We start from the raw sequence: 16,489 nt of genomic DNA, 5'->3' as shown, positions 1-16,489 counted from the left end.
TCCTAAGCGCGCAGGCGCTCGGCCACCGCCGCGGCGGCCCGCGCGCCCTCCGCATAGGCGCCCCCCGCCGTGCCCCATTGCAGGCGCGACAAGGCCTCGCCGGCGAACCAGATCCGGTCCGCCACGGGCGCCTGCAGGCGGACCCGGGCATCGGCATGGCCCGGCGGCACCACGGCCCAGGATCCGCGCGCCCAGGGGTCGTGGCGCCACGCGCTCACCGCCGGGATGCTCAGGTCGTGCAGGGCGCGGGCGCCGACATGTGCGGCGAGCGTCGCCCGCACCAGGCGGCGGACCCCGTCCGGCCCGGCCCCACGGGCGTCGAGGGCGGCGGCCGTCGGCGCATCGAGCTCGAAGAAGTGGAACGGCGTGCCGTCGATCCGGGTGAGGAGGCCCGGGCTCGCCTCGCGCCCGCCGACGAGGCTCGCGAGCCGGTCCGCCCCCCGGAACGGGCAGGAGGGCCAGTGCAGCACCGCATGCTCGTAGATGCCGGTGGCGAATCCCGTGATCGCGTCCGCGACCTCCGGGGGAAGGACGGGGGTGAAGAGAGGCGCGGCCCGCAGCACCATGGTGGGTATCGTGACGATGACGGCCCGGGCCGCGAAGCTCCGGGATCCCGTGTGCACCCGTACGCCCGCGCCCGACCAGTCGATGCCGGTGACCGGCGTCCCAAGGGCGATGGGCAGCCCCTGGGCGAGGCGGGCGAGATAACCGCCGTAGCCCCCGGCGATGAAGCGGTTGTCGCCGTACTCCATGCTGGGAAAGTCCTGGAGCGAGACGCGGGCGAGGGACTGCCCGGAGACCAGGCCGTGGACGCGCTCGACCCGCCGGCCCCAGGGTCCGAGGCCCGGCGGCAGGGCGGTGGCCGCCGGCCGGTCCGGCCCCGCCCAGCCCGCCTGGGTGCTCATCGCCCGGTCGGCCACCGCGAAGGCACGGCCGAGGGCCGCCGCCTCCGCCGGCCGGCCGCGCCGGCGCCCGACCCAGAGATGGCTCTCCTGGGCCGCCATCCGCAGGGGCTCCCCCCGCTGGGTTCCGAGCCGCACCAGCGGGTTGATCGGCCCCGCATGCAGCCAGTGCCCGCCGAGGTCGACGGCGTGACCCCGCAGGGAGACCGTGACGAGGCGCCCGCCGACCCGGTCGCGCGCCTCCAGGACCGCCACCCGGACGCCCAGGGCCGCGAGGCCGCGCGCCGCCGCGACGCCGGCGGCGCCCGCCCCGACGACGATGACCTCCGGATCGTCGGGCAGGGGGGCCAGGCGCGGCGCGATGCTCGGGCGCCAGCGTTCGTGCTCGGGGCGGGACGTCCGCATGGATGACGGTCTCGTTCCTGTCGGCGAAGGATGGCGATGGGCCTAGCAGAGGGCGGTGCCGGGCGACACCGTGCGACCGGTCGCACGCCGGTCACACGCCAGAAAACTCGGGCGTCCAGGGTCGACGCCGCGAATCGCCCGTCCGCCGCCCGGCGGGACGGGTGATGCAGCGATGGCCCGCACTTGCGCCTGCGCACGGCCATCGCCAGAACCTCGGGACACGGCGCGCGCGGGGGCGACGCAGGCCGGGACCTCACGAACGGATCGATCCACGACCACGGGATACCCAGGTATGCTCATCCAGGCCGCCTTCGCCGCCGTCCGGCAGGTGTTCTCAGCCCCCTTGCGCGCGATCCTGTGGAAGTCCCTCGGGCTCACGGTGGGCATCCTCGTGCTCGTCTGGTTCGGACTGACGCGGGCGATCAACTGGTTCCTGTCCCAGCACCATCTCTCGGTGGATTATCCCTTCCTCGATACCCTGGCGGTGTTCTTCGCCGGGGCCGGCCTGTTCGTGGGCCTCGCCTACGTTATGCCGGCGGTGTCGATCCTGGTGGCGGGCTACTTCCTCGACGACGCGGCCGAGATCGTCGAGCGCACGGACTTTCCGGGCGAGCCGCCCGGTTTCGCCCTGCCCCTCGGCACCGCGATGTTCTACGCCGTCCGCTTCGCCGGCCTCGCCCTGTTGGTGAACCTCGTGGCGCTGATCCTGTTCTTCGTGCCGGGGGTGAATCTCGTCGCGTTCTTCGGGGCCAATGCCTACCTGCTGTCGCGGGAGTATTTCGAGCTCGCCGCCGGACGCTTCCGGCCGATGGCGGAGGCCGGCGCCATGCGCCGCCACTACGGCGGCACCACGCTCCTCGCCGGCGTGCTGCTGGCCGGCCTGATGGTGGTGCCGGTGCTCAACCTCGTCACCCCGCTCTTCGGCATCGCCCTGATGGTGCATGTCCACAAGGGCCTCAGCCGGCGCACCCCGGTCGCCGGACCGCAGCCCCAGCCGCGCCTGCGCTGAGGCTCCCCCGGAGCTGCCGAGGGCCGAATTTCATCGTTCGGCCTCCCGTCTGGCCTGGAAGTGGTCTAGATACGCTGCACCAGGCTCAAGGACCGGCGCCGATCCAAGCCCCGCAGGGGCCGGACCGGCGCGGGGGCCGCTTTTCGAGACGCACGAGCGATGACCGGCTTCGAGACCCTCCCCCTGACCCGCCCCGCCTCGCAGCTCGTCACCGTGTTCGGCGGATCGGGCTTCCTCGGGCGCCACGTGGTGCGGGCGCTGGCCAAGCGCGGCTACCGGATCCGGGTGGCCGTGCGCCGGCCCGACCTCGCCCTGTTCCTGCAGCCCCTCGGCAAGGTCGGCCAGATCGTCGCCGTCCAGGCCAACCTGCGCTACCCCGACTCGATCGCCCGGGCGGTCCACGGCGCCGACATCGTCGTCAACCTCGTGGGCATCCTCCAGGAGACCGGCAAGCAGACCTTTTCGCAGCTGCAGGCGGAAGGCGCGGGCGAGATCGCCCGGGCGGCGGCCGCCGTCGGCGCGCCCCTGGTCCACGTCTCGGCCATCGGCGCCGATGCACACTCGCCCTCGCAATACGCCCGCACCAAGGCCCTCGGCGAGGCCCGGGTCGCCGAAGCCGGCGGTCCGCACGTGATCCTGCGGCCCTCGCTGGTGTTCGGCCCCGGCGACAGCTTCTTCAACCGCTTCGCCGCCCTGGCCCGTGCCCTGCCGGTGTTGCCGCTGGCCGGCGCCGCGTCGCGCTTCCAGCCCGTCTACGTGGCCGACGTGGCCGAGGCGGTGGCCCGTGCCGTGGAGGGCCACGTGCCCGCCGGCAAGGTCTACGAACTCGGCGGCCCGGAGGTCGAGACCCTGGAATCGCTGGTGCGCTACATGCTCAAGGTCACGATGCGCAAGCGCGTGGTCCTCGGCCTGCCGCAGCCGGCCGCGATGTTCCAGGCCCGCGCCCTCGAGGTGGTCGACACCCTCACCCTCGGCCTCCTGCCGGACAGCCTGAAGCTCACCCGCGACCAGGTCGTCCTGCTCCAGAACGACAACGTCGTCTCCGAGACGGCCAAGGCCGAGGGGCGTACCCTGGAGGGCATCGGCCTGCAGCCCACCGCCATGGAGGCGGTGGTGCCGGGCTACCTCTGGCGCTTCCGCAAGGCGGGCCAATTCGCCAAGATGCAGGAGTTCGAGAGCGCCATCCCCGAGACCCTGACGCCGAAGCCCTTCGTGCCGCGCAGCGGGAGCGGACCAGCCCTCGGGCCGGATTCGAATGCCCCGAGCCGGATGGGCGTGAGATGGGGCACCCGGGGCTGAGGCTTTCGCCCGTCACCGGAGTCCTCAGGGCCGGCGAAATGGTCTAGAGGGCGCCTCATGACTCACGCCACCTCGCCCCAGGCCGACACGCCCCGCGCCGGCGCGCCCCTCGTGCGCTTCGCGCCCTCGCCCACCGGCTACCTGCACATCGGCAATGCCCGGCCGGCGCTCCTCAACGCGCTCTTCGCGCGGGCGCGGGGCGGGCGCTTCCTGCTGCGCCTCGACGACACCGACCGGGAGCGCTCGACGCAGGCCTTCGCCGACGCGGTCTCCGAGGACCTCGCCTGGCTCGGGATCGTGCCCGACCTGTTCGCGCGGCAATCCGACCGGGTGGCGGTCCACGATGCGGCCGCCGAACGCCTGAAGGCGATGGGCCGGCTCTATCCCTGCTACGAGACGCCGGAGGAGCTGGAGCGCCGGCGCCGGCGCCAGCTCGGGCGCGGCCAGCCGCCGATCTACGACCGGGCCGCCCTGACCCTGACGGAGGCCGAGCGGGCTGCCCTGGAGTCGGAGGGTCGCACGCCGCACTGGCGCTTCAAGCTCGACGCCCGCTCGGTGGCCTGGGACGACCTCGTGCGCGGCCCCGCCCATGTCGACTGCGCCTCGCTCTCCGATCCGGTGCTGATCCGGGCCGACGGCAGCTACCTCTACACCCTGCCCTCCGTGGTCGACGACGCCGAGATGGGCGTCACCCACGTCATCCGGGGCGAGGACCACGTCACCAACACCGGCGTGCAGGTGCAGATCTTCGAAGCCTTGGGCGGCGCGATCCCGGTCTTCGGCCATCACAACCTCCTGACCACCGCGGACGGGGAGGGGCTCTCGAAGCGCCTCGGCCACCTCTCGCTGCGCGGCCTGCGCGAGGCCGGCTACGAGCCGGGCGCCGTGCGCTCGCTGGCCGTGCTCACCGGGTCGGCCGAATCGGTCCGCGCCGTGGCGGGCCTGGACGAGCTCGCCGGCCTCGTCGACCTTGCACAGATTTCGCGGGCTCCGGCGAAGTTCGACCCGCACGAGCTCGACGGGCTCAACGCCCGCCTCGTCCACGTCATGCCCTATGCGGAGGTCGCCGACCGCCTCGCGGCGCAAGGGGTCGCGTCCGAGCGCGCCGCGGCGTTCTGGGAGGCCGTGCGGCCCAACCTCGCCAAGGTCTCGGAGGCGGGCGACTGGTGGCGCGTGGTCACGGGCCCGGTGAGCCCCGTCATCGCCGACCCGGCCTTCATCGGGGCCGCCGCCGCGCTCCTCCCGGCCGAGCCCTGGGACGGGGAGACCTGGAAGGCCTGGACGGGGGCCGTGAAGGCCACCACGGGGGCCAAGGGCAAGGCGCTGTTCATGCCGCTGCGCCTCGCCATCACCGGGCTGGAGCACGGGCCGGATCTCGCCGGCCTGCTGCCGCTGATCGGGCGGGACGTGGTGCTCCACCGGCTGGCGGGAGAGGGCTGACGGCGGGTCCCTGCGGTGCATGCAGGCCCGACCCGCCGGCACCCGTGACTGTCGCTGGCCGGGCGGGGCGCCTATATCCGGGCCCGACGCCCTCTTCATCCCGAGTTCCTGACCCGAATGAGCACCGATCCCGCCTCGGCGGCACCGGCCACGGCCGCGCCGCCCGCGCGCCCCGGCCTCGTCGCCACCTATCGCCGTCTCTGGCCCTATCTCTGGCCCCACGGCCGGCCCGACCTGCAGCGACGCGTCTTCCTCGCCTTCGGCCTGCTGATCATCGCCAAGTTCGTGACGATGGTGACGCCCTTCACCTTCAAATGGGCCACCGACGCCCTGGTGGCGCTGACCGACCCCAAGCCGGGTGCGGCCATCCCCACCGGGCTGTTTGCCGCCCCGATGCTGCTGATCGGCCTCTACGGCCTGTCGCGCATCCTCATGGCGGGTCTGACGCAGGTGCGCGACGGGCTGTTCGCCAAGGTGGCGATGCATGCGGTGCGCCGCCTCGCGCTCCAGACCTTCGAGCACATGCACCGGCTCTCCCTGCGCTTCCATCTGGAGCGCAAGACCGGCGGCCTGACCCGCGTGCTGGAGCGCGGGCGCGGCGGCATCGAGGAACTCTCGCGCCTGATGGTGCTGACGCTGGTGCCGACCATCGTCGAGTTCCTGCTCGTGATCGGCGTCCTCGCCTACGAGTTCGACTGGATCTACTCGGTGGTCGTGTTCGTGATGGTGGCGGCCTACCTCGCTTTCACCTGGAAGGCGACGCAGTGGCGCATCGAGATCCGGCGCCGGATGAACAATTCCGACACCGACGCCAACACCAAGGCAGTGGATTCGCTGCTGAACTTCGAGACCGTGAAGTACTTCGGCGCCGAGCGGCGAGAGGCGGAACGCTACGACGTCTCGATGGCCAAGTACGAGAAGGCCTCGACGCAGACCTACGTCTCGCTCGCGGTGCTCAACGCCGGCCAGGCAGTGATCTTCACCGTGGGCATGACCATCGTGATGTGGCTGGCAGCGCGCGACATCATGGCGGGGCGTACCACCCTCGGCGGCTTCGTGCTGGTCAACACCATGCTGGTGCAGCTCTCCATGCCGCTCAACTTCATGGGCATGATCTATCGCGAGATCAAACAGGCGCTGATCGACATCGACGACATGTTCCAGATCCTGCACCGCAACCCGGAGATCGCCGACCGGCCGGACGCGCTGCCGCTCGCCGTCTCGGACGGCGTGGTGCGGTTCGAGGACGTGCGCTTCGCCTACGACCCGGCCCGGCCCATCCTCAAGGGTGTCAGCTTCGCGGTGCCCGCGGGCAAGACGGTGGCGATCGTCGGCCCTTCGGGGGCCGGCAAGTCGACCCTGTCGCGCCTGCTGTTCCGGTTCTACGAGCCGCAGGGCGGCCGCATCCTCATCGACGGCCAGGATATTTCGCGGGTCCGGCAGGCCAGCCTGCGGGCGGCCATCGGCATGGTTCCGCAGGACACGGTGCTGTTCAACGACACCATCGGCTACAACATCCGCTACGGCCGCTGGGACGCCACCCCGGCGGAGGTGCGCGCCGCCGCCGCCCTGGCGCAGATCGACCGCTTCATCTCCGCCCTGCCGGAGGGCTACGACACGCCCGTGGGCGAGCGTGGCCTGAAGCTCTCGGGCGGCGAGAAGCAGCGCGTCGCCATCGCCCGGACCATCCTGAAGGGACCGCCGATCCTCGTCCTCGACGAGGCGACATCGGCCCTCGACTCCTTCACCGAGCGCGAGATCCAGGATGCCCTCGACACCGTGAGCCAGGGCCGCACCACCCTGGTCATTGCTCACCGTCTCTCCACGGTGGTCAATGCGGACGAGATCATCGTCCTCGACAAGGGGGTGATCGTCGAGCGCGGCGACCATGCCACCCTGCTGGAGCAGGACGGCGTCTATGCCTCCATGTGGAGCCGTCAGCGCGAGGCCGACGCCGCCCTGGAGATCCTCCAGCGCAGCGAGGCGGCGCTGCCGGTGCCCAAGGAGCGACCGGCCCTCGTGCCGGAGCCGGCGCCCGCCGCGTAGGGGCCGCGCCGTCAGCCCCGCTTGTCGGGTTGCGGAACCGCCGCGGTGCCGTCGGTGGGCAGGACGAAGATCTGGCCCGGATAGATCAGGTCGGGATTGCGGATCTGCGGCTGGTTGGCGTCGAAGATCACCGTGTAGCGCGTGCCCTTGCCATAGATGCGCCGGCTGATCTGCCACAGGCTGTCGCCCCGGATGATGGTCGCGGTCCCGATCTCCGGGACGAAGACCGTCGGGCTCCGTTCCGCCAGAGCAGGGGTCAGGGCCTGTCTCTGGGCGGGTGTCTGGGGCGGGGCCGGGACAGGGCTTCGCAGCGCGGGCGCCTCGGCCTGTGCGGTGGCGGGCGGCGTGACCGAAGCGGGGCGCGGCGGAACCTGCGGCGACGGCGGCTGCGGGGAAGCCTCTCGCGAGGGCGAATCTTGCGACGTCCGTGCTTGCTGCGCCGGGGTGCGCGCGGGGGCTGCGGACGGTGCCGGCGTCGGGGCCTGGGGCGTTCCGGTCCCGGAATTCGCGGGCGGGAGCGCGGCGGGCGCCTGGGGGGCCGCTGCCCGGGGCACGGCCGCCGGGGGCAGTGTCGCCGGGTTCTCCGGCGTCCCCAGGCGTGCGACCGGGCCCGGTGCCGGCGGATTGCCCGGCTGCGCGACGGCCGGCCCGCCCTCGGGCGGCCGGCCCGCCCCCGGTGCCGCCGGCTTGGTCACCGCCGCGGGCACGTTGAAGGCGACCTCGGAGCGGGTCTTCACCTTGCCGGAGACGGGATCGACCTGGTCCACCCGGACCTTGTAGTCGCCCGGCCGGACGCCGCGCCCGATGGTGAAGGCCACCCGGCCGTCGGCGCCGGCACTGCCGGGCGCCACCAGGGCGTCGTTCAGATAGAGCCGCACGGTGGCTCCAGGCGGGGCCTGGCTCGTGACGTAGAGCCGTCCGCCCTCTTCCGCCTCGACGCTGACGATCTTCACCGGCCCGGTGCGGTCCGCGTCGGCCTTGCCGGGGCGGGTCTGCGCCGTCGGGGCCGGATTCCGAGGCGCGCGGCCGTCGGGCATGGTCGTTGCGAGGGTGCCATCGGCCTTGCCGCTCCGGCCGGCTTCGGTCTTATCCGGGAGACTTTTGCCCGAGGCGCCCTTGCTCGAGTCCATCCTGTCCGGTTCGGTTTTGCCCGAGGCGGCTTTCCCCGTCTCGGTCCTGGCCGCATCGGCAAGGGTGGTCCCCGGCGTCGCCGGAGCCGGGTCCGGCTGCGAGAGCACGATGGTGGGCTTGTCGGGGGAGGTCAGGGCGATGAGGGGCTTGGCATTGCGATGGGGCGAGACCACCACCGCCACGCTGTCGCGCGAGATCCGGGCCTGACCGTCGGCACCGAGCACCCGCAGGGTGATCTCACTGCTGCCGGTGGGCAGGGCGGGGGGTACGATGGCGAACTGGCCGGAGGGGTCGACGAGCGCACGGGCAATCGGCTCGTTGTCGCGCAGAAGCTCGACGGTGGTGTTGGGCGCGGCCCGCCCGGCGATCACCGCCTCTCCATTGGGCTCGATCCGGATGATGTCGAAGGTCGGCGCCTCGCTGCCTGGCGAGGTGCCCGAGGCCTGCGCCGACGGCTGGCCCGGGCCCAGGGCCGCCAGGGGCTTTCCCGCCGGCGCCGCCCCCTCCCCGGGGCTCGCATCCCGCCGGACCGGCGGATTCGGCTCGGCCGCGCCGTCGGTCCGGGCGGGGGGCTTGCCGGTGGGGGGGGCGCTCTCCTCGGGGGCGCCGGAGCCCGCCGGGGATCCGAGGCCGCGCTTGAACAGGGTGCCTGCGCCGTAGAGGGTGACCACGAGGGCAAAGCCCGCCAGAAGCCCCACGCAGGCGAGGAAGATGCTCCGTCGCAACTCCGCCCTCATGACACGCCACTCCTTCGTCCACCGGCACGGCGGCCGAAATTCCATCGCCGCGGGATCGGGCCCGTCGACAAACCGGCGATTGATGGCGACATATTAGCGAACATGATCGGATCACCAAATCATACCGGCCGGATCACGGCCGGATCTTCCGTAAAATCAGCAGTTTGGCTCGTGGACCGCGGCGGACGGGCCCCGGCCGCTGCGCATCAGGGAGGTCCGGCATGGCTCCGGTAAGGACGGTCTGCGTCTATTGCGGCTCGGGCTTCGGCGGCGATCCGGCCTTCACGGCTGCGGCCGTGACCCTCGGCAAGGCCCTGGCGGAGGCCGGGATCGGCCTCGTCTACGGCGGCGGCAATGTCGGCCTGATGGGCACCGTCGCCCGGGCGGTCCTCGAGAACGGTGGCCACGTCACCGGCATCATCCCCGATTTCCTGAAATCGCGCGAGCGCATGCTCGACGAGATCCAGGAGACCATCGTCGTGGAGGACATGCACACCCGCAAGCGGCTGATGTTCGAGCGCTCGGACGCCTTCGTGGCCCTGCCCGGCGGCATCGGCACCCTGGAGGAGCTGGTGGAGCAGCTCACCTGGGCGCAGCTCGGCCAGCACAACAAGCCGATCCTGCTGCTCTCGGTGGCGGATTTCTGGACGCCCCTCCTGACGCTCCTCGACCACATGCGGGGGCAGGGCTTCATCCGGGAAGGGCTCGACCTGAGCTACCTCGTGGCCACCGAGGCGGCCGACGTGGTCGGCCTGCTGCGCGACGCGGCCGGATCGGTCGCGCCGGCCCCCGCCGCCGAAGCCCTGGTGGCGGAGCGGTTCTGAGGCGACGGCCCCGGCGCGGCGGCCCGGCTCAGGTCGCCACGCTCCAGGTCGTCCCGTCCTTGCCGTCCTTCACGGCGACGCCCATGCCCAGGAGTTCGTCGCGGATCCGGTCCGAAGCGGCCCAGTCCTTGGCGGCCCGGGCCGCGCGCCGGTCGGCGATCAGCGCCTCGACCCGGGCGACGTCGACGCCGGCTGCCCGGATGGTGCCCTGGTCGCGCGCCGACTTCGTCTGGGTGAGCAGGCCGAGGAGGTTCGCCCCGGCCTTCAGGGCCGCCGGCTCGTCGAGGCGGTGCAGCTCGGCGAGTGCCGCGGCGGTGTTGAGGTCGTCGAGGAGCGGCTCGCGCACGCCCTCCGGGATCGCCGCGGCCGCAGCCACGTCGCCGACGACCCCGTACCAGCGGTCGAGCATCCGGGCCGCCTCCTCGAGGCCGCGCAGGGTCCAGTCGATCGGCTGGCGATAATGCGTCTTGAGCATAGCGAGGCGCGCGACCTCGCCGGGCCAATCCTTCAGCACGTCCCGGATCGTGATGAAGTTGCCCAGCGACTTCGACATCTTCTCCCCCTCCACCTGGAGGAAGCCGTTGTGGAGCCAGACGTCGGCCATCACGTCGGTGCCGAAGCAGCAGCGCGACTGGGCGACCTCGTTCTCGTGGTGCGGGAAGATGAGGTCGATGCCGCCGGCATGGATGTCGAAACGCTCGCCGAGATGCTTCCAGGACATCGCCGAGCACTCGATGTGCCAGCCCGGCCGGCCCGGCTCGGCGATCCCGCAGGGGGAGGGCCAGGACGGCTCGCCGGGCTTCGAGGGCTTCCACAACACGAAGTCGAGGGGCGAGCGCTTGTAGGTCGCGACCTCGACGCGGGCTCCGGCTTCCATCTCGTCCAGGGGACGCTTCGAGAGGGCGCCGTAATCGGGCATCGAGGGCACGTCGAAGAGCACGTGGCCGTCCGCCACGTAGGCATGGCCGCGCGTCACCAGGCCGGCGATGATGGTGTGCATCTCGGCGATGTGGTCGGTGGCCCGCGGCTCGACGAAGCGCGGGCGCCCGCCCGGCACGTTGACGTCCTCCGGCATCAGCACGCCGAGTTCGCGGATGTCGGCGTGGAAGGCCTTCAGGGTGCCGTCGGTGAGTTCCCGGATGCTGATGCCGCGCTCGGCGGCCCGCGCGTTGATCTTGTCGTCCACGTCCGTGACGTTGCGGGCATAGGTGACGTGGGGCGCGCCGTAGAGGTGGCGCAGCAGGCGAAACAGCAGGTCGAAGACGATGATCGGCCGGGCGTTGCCGATATGGGCGGCGTCGTAGACGGTGGGGCCGCAGGCATACATCCGTACGTTCGTGGGATCGATCGGCGTGAAGGCGGCCTTCTCGCGGGTCAGCGTGTTGTAGAGCCGCAACATCGAGGCCATGAAACTTTCCTTACGTCCCGGGCCTCCATCCGGACCCGTCCGTCCCTGAAAACACCGCAGCGCGTTGGTTTCGCGCGGCTTTTGCCGCAGTGCACCCAAGCGCCCGCCACACCGTCGCCGCGTTCCGCCCGGGGCCCTGTTGCGCGAAGGCGACGGCCGGGCCGCCCGTCCTGCGCTACCCCAAAACCATGAGCAATTCGAGAACGACGCCGGACCGGCACGCCTTCGAAACGCCTGCCGCGAAAACGACGGCACGGCGAAAGGGTTTGTTAACCTGGTGCCGCGAAATTTTCGCCCCATACGCTTCCGACACCAGCAAGGTTCTGCCCATGCGCCGCGCGACCGCCAGTATCGGCGCTCTTCTCGCTCTCGTCCTCTCCGCCCACGGCGCCCTCGCCTCCGACGGGGAGAGCCCGGCCAAGGCACCCGGCACCGTCGAGAAGACGTTCCTGATCCCGTCGAGCGAGGGATACGGCGTCGGTGACTGCCTCACCAATGGCGAGAGCGCCTGCGGCCAGGTGGTGGCCAATGCCTGGTGCGAGGCGCAGGGCTTCGCCTCTGCCGGCTCCTTCGGCGTCGCCGCCCAGGACGAATATACCGGCGCGATCCCGCCGGCCCCGGTGGCCAAGCCCGCCGAGCGCCCGATCCGGATCACCTGCCAGGATTGAATCCTCGGGCGGGATGGATCCCGCCCGAGCGTGGCAGGCAGCCGGGTCGCTCCGACGTGAGGCGATCCGGTCTCCCCGGCCTACTTCTCCATGAACGCGTCGCAGCGTGGCGGCGGCTCGGTGCCCCAGGGCATCAGCGGCACGGCGGAGGTGGAATTCTTGGGCGAGCCCTGAATCACCTTGTCCGAGTAGACCATGTAGATCAGCGTGTTGCGTTTGGTGTCGCAACCGCGCACGATCTGCATCGACTTGAAGATTAGCGACCGGCGCTCGCTGAACACGACCGCGCCCTGCTTGAACTTCTCCTTGAACTGCACCGGGCCGACCTGACGGCAGGCGAGGGAGATGTCGGAGACATCCTCCGCGAGGCCGAGGGTGCCCTTGATGCCGCCCTTCTCCGGTTGGGTGTACCAGCAGGCCACCCCTGCCACCGACGGATCGTCGATCCCGTAGACCACGAGCTTGTCGTTGGGTGTCAGAGGTCGCCACACGGTCGACTTGTCGAAGATGCGGTCCGCATCGTCCGCGCGCGCCGGTTGTGCGGCGAGGCCGAGCCCCAGCGCCAGCGCGCAGCCTGTGAGACCCCGAAGCCACATCATCGTATCATTCCCCTCAGTTTGTTCCGAGCGGATGTGGGAAGGGTGTCGCGGTCGTGCGAGGGTCGCTAATAAACTTGTGTTGAGCCCGTTCGCCTCCGCTTCGTCGAAGTTTCCTTCAGGGGACGTCGCGCGGCGGCGTCCCGCCATCCATTGCAATCAGGCCATGCCGCTGATCCCCTCCCAGATCCGCACGCTCGTCCGAGTGCTCGCCGGCGTCCTCGCCGTCACCACCCTGACGGGTATCGCCGAGGCGCAGACCTCCGCCTGTCTGCGCTACCGCTCCGAACTCGCCGGCCTCAGCGACGGCGCCAGCACCGCGCGGGCCCTGCAGAACGAGATCGGCCGCCTGAATGCCTATTATCGCACCCTGAACTGCGAGGGGGGGCGGTTCCTCTTCTTCGATTCGCGCCCCCCGCAATGCGGCGCGGTTGAGCAGCGCATCCGCGCGCTCAACGCCGGCTACGGCGCCGAGAACGGCGAGGTGACGGCCGCCCGCCGGCAGCAGCTCACGGAGGCGATCGCCGCCGCCTGCACGGATGCGGCGAGCCGCAGCCTGATCAAGGCGGACGGACCTCCGGGCGAGGCGCGCGCGCGGGGTGGCGCGCAGGTGATCTGCGTGCGCACCTGCGACGGCGCCTACTTCCCGATGACCAACCTGCCCGACGGGCGCGAGGGCGCCGACGAGCTCTGCCAGGCCCTCTGCCCCGGCGCGGAAGCCGCCGCCTATTCGATGCCGCACGGCGACGAGGCCCTGAAACAGGCCGCCACCGTGAAGGGGAGCCGCGCCTACACGGCCCTGCCCAACGCCTTCAAGTTCCGCACCTCCTTCACGCCGAACTGCTCGTGCAAGCGCGAGGGGCAGAGCTGGGCCCAGTCCCTGGTCAAGGCCGAGAGCATGCTGGTCCGGCACAAGGGCGACATCTTCGTCACGCCGATGCAGGCCGAAGCCCTGTCGCGCCCGCCGAAGGTCCGCCTGACCCTGGTGGGACGGGCCGACAAGACCGCCGCGGGCCTCGCCGCCGACGCCGCCACGCGCAGTGCCGGCGTCGCCTCCGATGCGCCTGCGCTAACGGAGCCGGCCGCGGCCGTGCCGGGGACGGGCGAGGAGCGCCAGCCGGTGCGCATCATCGCCCCGAACCTGTTCTCGACCGCCCCCCGGCCGGGGAATCCCTGAGGGGGACAGTCGGCGCCGCGCGGCCAAAAAACGGGAACCATCCCGCTCGCATTCTGTTCCGAAGGCCTCATCAACGACGTGAGTGACCTTCGATGCGGAGCATCCGCCACCTTCTCCTGACCGGCACGGTTCTGCCTGCCCTGCTCCTGTCCGGCCCCAGCCTGGCCCGGCCGGACTCCGCATCGGGTGGCACCATCCTGCTGGCCCAAGCCCTGCTGGCCCAAGCCGGGCCGGGCGAGGGGCCGCGGGGCGAGGGCCCCCGGGGTGGGGGTGCCGAAGGTCCGCGGGTCGGGCCGCCCGGCGGCGGACGTGAACGACCGGAGCCGCGGCAGGAGCGCCCCGAGCCGCGCCAGGAACGGCCGGCTCCCCGCCCCGAGCCCCGCCAGGAGCGGCCGGAACCTCGCCAAGAGCGGCCGGAGCCAAGGCAGGAGCGGCCCGAGCCGCGTCCGGAACGGCCGGCCGCCCGCCCCGAGCCGCGCCAGGAGCGCCCTGAGCCCCGTCAAGAACGACCCGAGACCCGTCCGGAGCGCCAGGAGCGTGCGCCGGCCGCGCCGCCGGCCGAGCGTCCCGCCGCCCGTCCGGATCGCCCGGAGCCGCGCCAGGAGCGTCCCGCCCGCGAGGAGCGTGGCCCCGGTCCGGACCGGGATCAGGCGCCGCAGCGTCGTGCCCCCGGTGCCGATGGGCCCACGGAGCGTCCGTCGCCCCCGCCGGCCGCCCGGGAGCGCACCCCCGACCGGCCGAACACGCCCGAGCGTCCCGCCGCGCCCGAGCCGAACCGTCCGGCGCCCGCGCAGCCGCGCCAAGCCCCGCCTGCTGCACAAGCCCCGCCTGCTGCACAAGCCCCGCCTGCTGCACAAGCCCCCGCTCCGGCGCAGGCCCCGGCGCCGAACGCACCCGAGATCCGCAACCCGGCCAACCCCGTCAATCCGAACGTGCCGGGCGCAGCCCAGCCGGGCCGTCCGAATGCCCCCGGCGAGCCGCGTGCCCCGGGCCAGCCGGCTCCCCCGACTCCGCAGCCCGGCCAGCCCGGCGCCGCGGCGCCCAATGCGCGGCCCGGCGTCCCGGGACGTCCGTTCGTCCCGCCCGGTGCCCCGAATCCGGACGCGCCGCGTCCCGACGGCCGTCCGGGTGCGGGTGCCAACCCGACCGACGCCCGGCCGGATCGGGACGGACCGATCCCGGGCGGTCGGGATGTGAGAGATCCGGCTGCCAGGGAGTCCGGGACCCGCGACCTGCGCCGCGACGGCCCCGATCGGAACGGCCCCGGCCGCGACGACGCGGGCCGACCCGATCTCCGGCCCGGCGATGCCCGCCGCGACGATCGCGGCATCGATGACCGTCGCGAGGACCGCGAGCGGCGTGACGCCTTCGAGCGCCGCGACGCGCGCAGCGGCTTCAATGCGCCGGGGCGGCCGGGTTACGTCCCGGGCGGCTTCCGGGACGATGACGATGTCCGCGACTACGATCAGGTGCGCCGCGACCGCCGCGAGTTCTCGGAAGGGGGCCGGACCTATATCCGCGAGCCCGGCCGCATCATCGTGCGTGACCGCGACACCTACTTCATCCGCCACGACGAGAACGAGCGCTTCCGCGATCTCGACCGGCGGGCCTATCGCAGCGAGCGTCGCGGCGGCGATACCATCACGTATCTCGACCGGCCGGGCGGCGAGCAGATCGTCACCATCGTGGACGATGACGGCCGTCTCGTGCGCCGGTCCCGCCGCTTCCGCGACGGACGCGAGGTCGTCATCATCGACAACAGCTTCGGCGGTGGCGTCGCGCGGCCGATCTACGAGGACGTCGTCGAGTTGCCGCCGCCGGACATCCGCATCCCGCGCAATCGCTACGTGGTCGATTACGAGGGGGCGGACGAGGGCGCCGTCTACGAGGCCCTGTCGGCCCCGCCGGTGGTGGCGGTGGACCGGCGCTACACCCTCGATCAGGTCCGCTACAGCCCGCAGTTGCGCGCCCGCATGCGCAGCGTCGACATCGATACGATCAACTTCGACACCGGCTCGTTCACGGTGACGCCGGACCAGGCCGCCCGCCTCGCCACCATCGCGTCGGCGATGAACCGGGCGATCAAGGCCAATCCGCAGGAGGTGTTCCTGATCGAAGGCTACACCGACGCGGTGGGGGCCGACATCGACAACCTCTCGCTCTCCGACCGCCGCGCGCAGTCGGTGGCCACGGTGCTGACGCAGAACTTCCAGGTGCCGCCCGAGAACCTGACCACGCAGGGCTATGGCGAGCAGAACCTGAAGGTGAACACGCAGAGCGCCTCGCGCGAGAACCGGCGGGTGACCGTCCGCCGCATCACGCCGCTGATCCAGCAGCAAAGCGAGGCGCCGCCGCCGCCGCGCTGAGGCGATGAGTTCGGCGACCGGCGGGCGACAAGCCGCCGGTTGCCCGCTGCGCGCCCGTCGCTTGCCGACCTTCGACGGACCGGTGACGGCGAGAAGGCTGCGTGGGTCGCCTGACGGGCCCGATCGACCCTGGTCGTCGATCGGTCAACGCAGACACCCGGGACGCATGGGTTCGTCCCGGCCTGCCTCTCCTGCGCGTGGCCGGCAGGATCGCATTCCCGATGCGCTCCCGCGTCGCTGCGACGGTCCACCGGTCACGATCCGGTCCGTCATGAGCCTGGGGCCCGGCGCGCGGGTCGCGTCACCGCCCCGTTGCACCGGCCGGACGTCGAACGGTCCTGCCCAGGCAGGCCGCGGGGGCACGGGACTGGAGCGGTTCCGCCCTGTCGCCGTTCGGCCGCTCGCCTGCCGGCGCGTTCCCCCCGGAAACGGCGCTCCGCGAGCCGACAGGACGGCGACACGGATCGCCTCGAACCGCCGC

The 16,489-nt window shown here is 72.3% G+C and carries 12 protein-coding genes; 8 read left to right on the top strand and 4 right to left on the bottom strand.

The window, feature by feature from the left end; all coding sequences use genetic code 11:
- Positions 1-2: 2 nt before the first annotated feature.
- Complete coding sequence (locus AC6EUL_RS12455; protein WP_499870374.1) at positions 3-1,307, bottom strand: flavin monoamine oxidase family protein; 1,305 nt, start codon at positions 1,305-1,307, stop codon at positions 3-5.
- A 292-nt stretch (positions 1,308-1,599) separates the two neighbouring features.
- On the opposite strand from AC6EUL_RS12455, the gene AC6EUL_RS12450 reads away from it, so the two are divergent.
- The 4 genes from AC6EUL_RS12450 to AC6EUL_RS12435 all read left to right on the top strand — a co-directional run bounded on the left by AC6EUL_RS12450 (position 1,600) and on the right by AC6EUL_RS12435 (position 7,101).
- Positions 1,600-2,316: a sulfate transporter family protein gene (locus AC6EUL_RS12450; protein ID WP_499870372.1), complete on the top strand. Its 717-nt coding sequence runs from the start codon at positions 1,600-1,602 to the stop codon at positions 2,314-2,316.
- Positions 2,317-2,475: 159 nt separating this feature from the next.
- Positions 2,476-3,615, top strand: coding sequence for a complex I NDUFA9 subunit family protein (locus AC6EUL_RS12445; RefSeq protein ID WP_056211677.1), 1,140 nt, complete (start codon positions 2,476-2,478; stop codon positions 3,613-3,615).
- A gap of 57 nt (positions 3,616-3,672) precedes the next feature.
- Positions 3,673-5,055 (top strand): glutamate--tRNA ligase, encoded by a 1,383-nt coding sequence (gene gltX, locus AC6EUL_RS12440; protein WP_499870369.1) that lies wholly within the window; start codon positions 3,673-3,675, stop codon positions 5,053-5,055.
- Between the two features lie 117 nt (positions 5,056-5,172).
- Positions 5,173-7,101 (top strand): ABCB family ABC transporter ATP-binding protein/permease, encoded by a 1,929-nt coding sequence (locus tag AC6EUL_RS12435; protein WP_499870367.1) that lies wholly within the window; start codon positions 5,173-5,175, stop codon positions 7,099-7,101.
- A gap of 11 nt (positions 7,102-7,112) precedes the next feature.
- Here the strand turns inward: AC6EUL_RS12435 and AC6EUL_RS12430 are convergent, their stop codons facing one another.
- Positions 7,113-8,969, bottom strand: a complete 1,857-nt coding sequence (locus AC6EUL_RS12430; RefSeq protein ID WP_499870365.1) for a LysM peptidoglycan-binding domain-containing protein — start codon at positions 8,967-8,969, stop codon at positions 7,113-7,115.
- Between the two features lie 221 nt (positions 8,970-9,190).
- Here AC6EUL_RS12430 and AC6EUL_RS12425 point away from each other — a divergent pair, with 221 nt between their 5' ends.
- Positions 9,191-9,793 carry an LOG family protein gene (locus AC6EUL_RS12425; protein WP_056211684.1) on the top strand — a complete coding sequence of 201 codons (603 nt, stop codon included), beginning with the start codon at positions 9,191-9,193 and terminating at the stop codon, positions 9,791-9,793.
- Between the two features lie 28 nt (positions 9,794-9,821).
- Here AC6EUL_RS12425 and cysS read toward each other — a convergent pair whose 3' ends face one another.
- Entirely contained in the window at positions 9,822-11,201 is a 1,380-nt protein-coding gene (gene cysS / locus AC6EUL_RS12420) for a cysteine--tRNA ligase (RefSeq protein ID WP_499870362.1), read from the bottom strand.
- Positions 11,202-11,530: 329 nt separating this feature from the next.
- On the opposite strand from cysS, the gene AC6EUL_RS12415 reads away from it, so the two are divergent.
- Positions 11,531-11,869, top strand: a complete 339-nt coding sequence (locus tag AC6EUL_RS12415) for a hypothetical protein (RefSeq protein WP_056211689.1) — start codon at positions 11,531-11,533, stop codon at positions 11,867-11,869.
- Between the two features lie 80 nt (positions 11,870-11,949).
- On the opposite strand, the gene AC6EUL_RS12410 is transcribed toward AC6EUL_RS12415, so the two are convergent.
- A complete protein-coding gene (locus AC6EUL_RS12410) occupies positions 11,950-12,468 on the bottom strand; it encodes a CreA family protein (protein ID WP_056211691.1) in 519 nt (172 codons plus the stop codon).
- A gap of 163 nt (positions 12,469-12,631) precedes the next feature.
- On the opposite strand from AC6EUL_RS12410, the gene AC6EUL_RS12405 reads away from it, so the two are divergent.
- Positions 12,632-13,642 (top strand): DUF2865 domain-containing protein, encoded by a 1,011-nt coding sequence (locus AC6EUL_RS12405; RefSeq protein ID WP_056276647.1) that lies wholly within the window; start codon positions 12,632-12,634, stop codon positions 13,640-13,642.
- A gap of 92 nt (positions 13,643-13,734) precedes the next feature.
- The gene (locus AC6EUL_RS12400; protein ID WP_499870359.1) at positions 13,735-16,008 is read left to right on the top strand and encodes an OmpA family protein; all 2,274 of its coding nucleotides are present in this window, start codon (positions 13,735-13,737) and stop codon (positions 16,006-16,008) included.
- The last annotated feature ends 481 nt before the right edge of the window (positions 16,009-16,489 follow it).

It is taken from the genome of Methylobacterium sp. 001424705 (genome assembly GCF_059816145.1).
The sequence above is the reverse complement of the archived record's forward strand: the minus strand, read 5'-3'. Positions and strand labels throughout refer to the sequence as shown.

Bases quoted from the DNA above. Each gene is read 5' to 3' on its own strand.
- cysS (WP_499870362.1), bottom strand. From the start codon at position 11,201: ATGGCCTCGATGTTGCGGCTCTACAACACGCTGACCCGCGAGAAGGCC.
- AC6EUL_RS12435 (WP_499870367.1), top strand. From the start codon at position 5,173: ATGAGCACCGATCCCGCCTCGGCGGCACCGGCCACGGCCGCGCCGCCC.
- gltX (WP_499870369.1), top strand. From the start codon at position 3,673: ATGACTCACGCCACCTCGCCCCAGGCCGACACGCCCCGCGCCGGCGCG.
- AC6EUL_RS12415 (WP_056211689.1), top strand. From the start codon at position 11,531: ATGCGCCGCGCGACCGCCAGTATCGGCGCTCTTCTCGCTCTCGTCCTC.
- AC6EUL_RS12425 (WP_056211684.1), top strand. From the start codon at position 9,191: ATGGCTCCGGTAAGGACGGTCTGCGTCTATTGCGGCTCGGGCTTCGGC.
- AC6EUL_RS12410 (WP_056211691.1), bottom strand. From the start codon at position 12,468: ATGATGTGGCTTCGGGGTCTCACAGGCTGCGCGCTGGCGCTGGGGCTC.
- AC6EUL_RS12450 (WP_499870372.1), top strand. From the start codon at position 1,600: ATGCTCATCCAGGCCGCCTTCGCCGCCGTCCGGCAGGTGTTCTCAGCC.
- AC6EUL_RS12445 (WP_056211677.1), top strand. From the start codon at position 2,476: ATGACCGGCTTCGAGACCCTCCCCCTGACCCGCCCCGCCTCGCAGCTC.
- AC6EUL_RS12400 (WP_499870359.1), top strand. From the start codon at position 13,735: ATGCGGAGCATCCGCCACCTTCTCCTGACCGGCACGGTTCTGCCTGCC.
- AC6EUL_RS12430 (WP_499870365.1), bottom strand. From the start codon at position 8,969: ATGAGGGCGGAGTTGCGACGGAGCATCTTCCTCGCCTGCGTGGGGCTT.
- AC6EUL_RS12455 (WP_499870374.1), bottom strand. From the start codon at position 1,307: ATGCGGACGTCCCGCCCCGAGCACGAACGCTGGCGCCCGAGCATCGCG.
- AC6EUL_RS12405 (WP_056276647.1), top strand. From the start codon at position 12,632: ATGCCGCTGATCCCCTCCCAGATCCGCACGCTCGTCCGAGTGCTCGCC.